The organism is Pseudomonas sp. B414, assembly GCF_055408445.1.
This window is the reverse complement of sequence record NZ_JBUZTQ010000066.1, coordinates 1-4,575: the sequence shown is the minus strand read 5'-3', so window position 1 is coordinate 4,575 and position 4,575 is coordinate 1. Positions and strand designations below refer to the sequence as shown.

7 protein-coding genes are annotated in these 4,575 nt (G+C 56.8%); 3 read left to right on the top strand and 4 right to left on the bottom strand.

Annotation, left to right across the window (positions count from 1 at the left end; genetic code table 11):
* Positions 1 to 1,605 precede the first annotated feature (1,605 nt).
* Complete coding sequence (locus ACZRMH_RS25605; protein ID WP_073510845.1) at positions 1,606 to 2,025, top strand: hypothetical protein; 420 nt, start codon at positions 1,606 to 1,608, stop codon at positions 2,023 to 2,025.
* Between the two features lie 31 nt (positions 2,026 to 2,056).
* Here ACZRMH_RS25605 and ACZRMH_RS25600 read toward each other — a convergent pair whose 3' ends face one another.
* Together ACZRMH_RS25600 and ACZRMH_RS25595 are read right to left on the bottom strand one after the other, a co-directional pair.
* Positions 2,057 to 2,305: a hypothetical protein gene (locus ACZRMH_RS25600; RefSeq protein ID WP_095003394.1), complete on the bottom strand. Its 249-nt coding sequence runs from the start codon at positions 2,303 to 2,305 to the stop codon at positions 2,057 to 2,059.
* 241 nt (positions 2,306 to 2,546) lie between these two features.
* Complete coding sequence (locus ACZRMH_RS25595) at positions 2,547 to 2,864, bottom strand: hypothetical protein (protein WP_095019824.1); 318 nt, start codon at positions 2,862 to 2,864, stop codon at positions 2,547 to 2,549.
* A gap of 292 nt (positions 2,865 to 3,156) precedes the next feature.
* Here ACZRMH_RS25595 and ACZRMH_RS25590 point away from each other — a divergent pair, with 292 nt between their 5' ends.
* On the top strand, positions 3,157 to 3,420 hold the full coding sequence (locus tag ACZRMH_RS25590) for a CopG family ribbon-helix-helix protein (protein ID WP_010657468.1): 264 nt from the start codon (positions 3,157 to 3,159) through the stop codon (positions 3,418 to 3,420).
* Complete coding sequence (locus tag ACZRMH_RS25585) at positions 3,383 to 3,673, top strand: type II toxin-antitoxin system RelE/ParE family toxin (protein WP_084357101.1); 291 nt, start codon at positions 3,383 to 3,385, stop codon at positions 3,671 to 3,673. Before ACZRMH_RS25590 ends, ACZRMH_RS25585 begins: the two co-directional genes overlap by 38 nt.
* 63 nt (positions 3,674 to 3,736) lie before the next feature.
* On the opposite strand, the gene ACZRMH_RS25580 is transcribed toward ACZRMH_RS25585, so the two are convergent.
* Together ACZRMH_RS25580 and ACZRMH_RS25575 are read right to left on the bottom strand one after the other, a co-directional pair.
* The gene (locus ACZRMH_RS25580) at positions 3,737 to 3,985 is read right to left on the bottom strand and encodes a hypothetical protein (protein WP_095003392.1); all 249 of its coding nucleotides are present in this window, start codon (positions 3,983 to 3,985) and stop codon (positions 3,737 to 3,739) included.
* A 98-nt stretch (positions 3,986 to 4,083) separates the two neighbouring features.
* The coding region (locus ACZRMH_RS25575) for a hypothetical protein (RefSeq protein ID WP_464015790.1) at positions 4,084 to 4,575 on the bottom strand (492 nt) is incomplete at its 5' end.

Here is a 4,575-nt window from a genome sequence, read left to right as displayed (position 1 = left end):
CAGGACGTAATCCGACGGCTTTACCAAACGCTGCATGAGATGGCTCCTTAAAAAATCGCATGGTAGCGCATCCCGAGCAGCCAAAAGCTGCTCGGATAAACCGCCACCTCTGGTGGCGTGAACAGCCTGACAGACGCCTCCCGAGCCCACGAGGGGGGGGAGGAAAAATGGCCCCCAGGCCAAATTTTTCCGGTCTGCCCTGGTGAAGCCCGTTCAGGGCGTAACCAGGGTGCGAAGCATCCGGCCGCACCGCTTGCGTGCGCGTCAGGTGAAACCGGACCAACCTGGATTCGCGATGTAGCAGTCGAGAAAGGGACAAAGGACCGCAACGAGACGTCGCGCAATTGCAGAATGCAGGTTGGTCCGGCTTTGCCGGGCGCGCACGCGGGTGAATTTTCGAGACAAGCCCGTTCAGGGCGCAGGTGAGGAAAGAGGGTGGAGGCTCGCGCAGCGAGTCGGAACCCTGAAAGCCTGACGGGGCGCTCCCCCGGAAGGTTTGGGCGTCCCGCAGGGCGGCCACGACAGACCGTAGGGATGGCGCGCTGTTGCTCTGCTTTTGTCTTGGATTATCTATGTGGCGTTCTATTGGTCGTTCTATTGCGTTGGCTATTGCTTCAGCAATAGAACGCCAATAGGAGAGGTATAAAGGTATAAAGGTGAAAAGGCACAAAAGGGCAAAAAGCCAAGAGCATTCGCGCTACGCGCTCACCAGCTCGACCCCCTAAAGGGGGACCCCCACTCGCTGGGAAAGATCCAAAGCGGGTAATAACCCTGAGAGACAAGAGCACGAGCAATGATGGCTGACGCCAGTCTAAGGCCGCCCACTGGCGGCAATAATGATGGCTGCGCGACGCACTTGATGGCTCCCACTGGCGTGGGAGCCCCTACGATCGGCTTTTAAAAAAAGCGTCTCGCATGACTCCACGCAGTGAGGATTTTGTTCCAGGTGCGACCACCCGGCTCCCACTCCCAACAGGCGTTCCAGACTTTCGGGGATTGTTTACCACTGCGCCCCCTGCCCTCTTCGGCGTCTGGCGGTTGGTGGGTTTTAGGACAGTGACAGCGCCCGTGGTTGGGTTTTTACGCTGCCCTGCCATTGCCTTCTCGCCCTTGCGGGTCGCACCTAACCGGCTATACCGGCTGCCGTGAAGAGATCCCCTTGATCGGCAGCTATTACTTCCCGGGCCCAAAGCATCTTGATTCCAAGCGTCGGGAAGAGGTGTCGGGGGAGGCTGGAAGCTGGACAGACGGGAGTTTTCCCGACAGAATTGGCTTACCAGGTCTCGTTCCCCGCACCGAAAAGCAGAGATTCCCCGAGACCTTGGCCAGAGCGATTGCCGTCGCCGCTGGCCCGAATGAAACCCTGCCTTGGCAGGGTTTTTTCGTTTTAATGCTATGTATCTATTACCCAAAGATATTGCGTTTGCTCGCTCAGCGCAAACCCTGTGTCTTTCACAAGCTGCCGTGTGGGTCTGGCAGCTGTGCTGCCTACCAGCACGGTAGCCAACAAGGTCCACCGGACCGCGTTAGGGAATGGTCGGTTAAGTCTCATAAATAGCAGTAGACTGTAGGGCACCCTACAGACAGAACCCGACACTGCCCTACATGGCAAAATTAACCATCGGCCGCATGGCAAAACTCTACGGTTTACACCGTTCAACATTGCATGAGGCCGTGTCTAAAGGCCGCGTAACTGCTGGCCTAGACGGTAAAGGGCAAAAGGTTATCGACCTATCAGAAATGATCCGCGTTTATGGCGAACCACAGGGGATCACCCTACACCGCCCTACACTTGACCCGACACCCTCGCCCTACACTTCCCCTACACCTGAAATGGACGCCTTACACCCAGCCCTACACTCGTTGGTTGAAGAGGTTCGATTGCTGCGTGCAGAGATACAAGAGCTGCAACAATCACTTCGGCTGATCGAGCATAAACCTGAGCCTAAACCTGCATTGCCTCACAACGCGAAGCCAGGGGAAGCCCCTACTTGGGCAAATTTGCTCGACGCTCTCGATAACTAAAAGCCGTGGCCAGTTTCGCGGGCGCGAAACTTCATAGTTCCACCGCAAAGCCTCGCACGCCGAGCCCTTCGGCAAACCGCCCCACTGCCGTCAGGCTGGCCCAGGTACGAATCGCTTCGCGCCGTGAGCGCACCGCGATCAGCCGGGAGTGCGGCCCGCCGAGGCGTACCGAAAACGTCCACTTGGTGCGGCTAGCATCGCGGCCCACAACAAACTCCCTAACCGCGTTTTGTTGCACCAGGTGCTGCAGCGCGTCTTCGTGAATTCCTTCGCCAATCATTTATCGAGTACGACCGGCAAATGGCGTAGAACCGCTGCTAGCTCGCGCCAAGGGTGCTGTGCCACTTCCGCTGCGCCGATGCAACCTGCCACATGAGCAAAAGGAATGTCTGCCTCTTGGACGCTTTGGCAGACACCGCAAAGCGTGCACGTCACGCCTTCATACTCCAGAACCCATTGAATATGCCAACACGTTAGCCCGAGCTCTAAGCCGTAGTGAGCAGTGGAACCGTCACGGCTGCTCATTCTGGTACCACGCCAGACGGGCCGCCCAAGGTGGCCGCTTCACAGGCAAACGCTGCCGCCTGTGGTGGCGTCAGCGCTCCGGCGGCGACCACGGCGTTTAACCAGTCCCAGAGTCGAGTTACACAGCGCGTCTGCTGCTCAGCCACTTCCTGCAGGTGATCCAATAATTGCGCCTCCAACGCCTCAATCGAGGTGGCCAGCACTTGCGGCTGCAGCTCCAGGGCGATGCGCTCAAGCAGTGCGCCAGTGTCCGGGGACAGCGTGCGCAGGTCGCGCAAACGGCGCTCATAAGACGGCGTGACGGGTAACGGCATGGCAGGGGTGTCCTTATCCGAGTCAGTGGCCCACCGTGCGTAAAACCACAGAGGTGGGGTCTGGCGTACCAGTGTAGGAGGGGTGTGGTTTCCGTGCCCAGAAAAAAAGGCCCCCACGACTCTCTCAAGTGTGGGGGCCTTTTGAACATAAGCGGCGTTATTCGCACTGGGTCGATGATAGTGAGTGCTCATAAATGATTAGCAAATAGTTGCGATATTCCACTGATAGTGGAATACTCAAATATGAGTAGACAACGTCTACATCGTAGACAACATCGTGTGGAGTGATAACATGGCCTCGCCTGTCCTGTCTTTTCGTGTGGAATCGGAGCTGATTAACCAGCTCGATCAGCTCGCTGAAGCAACTGATCGGGATCGTCAGTACCATCTCAAACGTGCATTGGCACGTTATGTAGAGTCAGAGTCCTGGCATTTTCGAGCGGTAGCCGAAGGGATCGCTGATGCTGAGGCAGGCAATCTAATCGACTTGGATGCCGTGAAGGCTAAGTGGGTGGCTCGTGCCGAAAATCGCATTAACCAGCAAAGCGGACAGTGACCTCGAAGGTATCTACGAGCATTACGAACCGCGTCTAGGTGCTGAAAAGGCCGAGGAAGTCATTTCCCAAGTGCTGGAAGCCATAACCCGACTGGAGACCTTTCCTCAGTTAGGGAAAGCCTCGGATATCCCTGATTGCCGAGAACTGATTATTTCGAAATACCCCTATCGATCTATTTACACGCGGAAGGGGGATACCATCCTGATATATCGAATTCTCCATCAGCACGCGGAACGCCCTGAAGATTGGTGAGTTCGGAAGCAAAAAATCCTGCCTTTTGGCGGGATTTTTTGTGTCCGACTTACATACGCGGCGTTATTGGAAGTCTTCGCCCTGCTCGCGGGCCTTCGCCTTCGCACGCTTGCGCTGCCCCCACCATTCTTCAAACAGAATGCCCCCAAAAACCCCCGTCAGCACCGCCAACACTAGCCAGTCCCCCCACGACCACCCAACCCCGTACCAGCCGAAGACATCAAAGTGTCCCTTCTGGAAGCCCACGTACAGGAAATACACCACCGCCATAAGGCCCGCGTTACGGCAGGCACTGCCAAACGTCATACGCATTGCGACACCTTCTTGGCCCGTCCGGGCGGGTTCCTTTCTATTCGTTATGCGCTCCCGTGTTACTAGTAGCAACAACCGGTCTAACGATATTTTCGCGGCTAAAATCCGGCGGCAGCTCGAGCCCGCAATTTCATGACGGTTCGCGCTGAAAGTCCCCTAATGTCCTCGCCATGAAAAACCATGTGCGCCCGATGCGACTTGGTTTCCGCGTCCCAATCATCCAGATCATCGATCAGGAAGGCGTGATTGCCTAGGTACGCTGCCGCCAAGTCAGCGGCCAGGCTGCGGGCGGGTTCGCCTGCCGTTTCGAAAACCCAATCCAGAATGTCACTCATCTGCTCGGCGGGTGTCCGCGGCACAACACCTTTGGCCTGATCCTGGACGAATGCGTTGTAAAGAAGTGCGCCAGCCTCGGGATCTTCTGCAGGGTTGCCCGGGCAGAGCCTGGGCTCCCAGGGAATCTGATACATCGATTGGCCAAGTACGTCCTGCAGGACGTAATCCGACGGCTTTACCAAACGCTGCATGAGATGGCTCCTTAAAAAATCGCATGGTAGCGCATCCCGAGCAGCCAAAAGCTGCTCGGATAA

What these genes read in the sequence shown, in the direction of transcription:
- ACZRMH_RS25590 (WP_010657468.1), top strand. Translation starts at nt 3,157, where the DNA reads ATGGCCTCGCCTGTCCTGTCTTTTCGTGTGGAATCGGAGCTGATTAAC.
- ACZRMH_RS25605 (WP_073510845.1), top strand. Translation starts at nt 1,606, where the DNA reads ATGGCAAAATTAACCATCGGCCGCATGGCAAAACTCTACGGTTTACAC.
- ACZRMH_RS25600 (WP_095003394.1), bottom strand. Translation starts at nt 2,305, where the DNA reads ATGATTGGCGAAGGAATTCACGAAGACGCGCTGCAGCACCTGGTGCAA.
- ACZRMH_RS25595 (WP_095019824.1), bottom strand. Translation starts at nt 2,864, where the DNA reads ATGCCGTTACCCGTCACGCCGTCTTATGAGCGCCGTTTGCGCGACCTG.
- ACZRMH_RS25580 (WP_095003392.1), bottom strand. Translation starts at nt 3,985, where the DNA reads ATGCGTATGACGTTTGGCAGTGCCTGCCGTAACGCGGGCCTTATGGCG.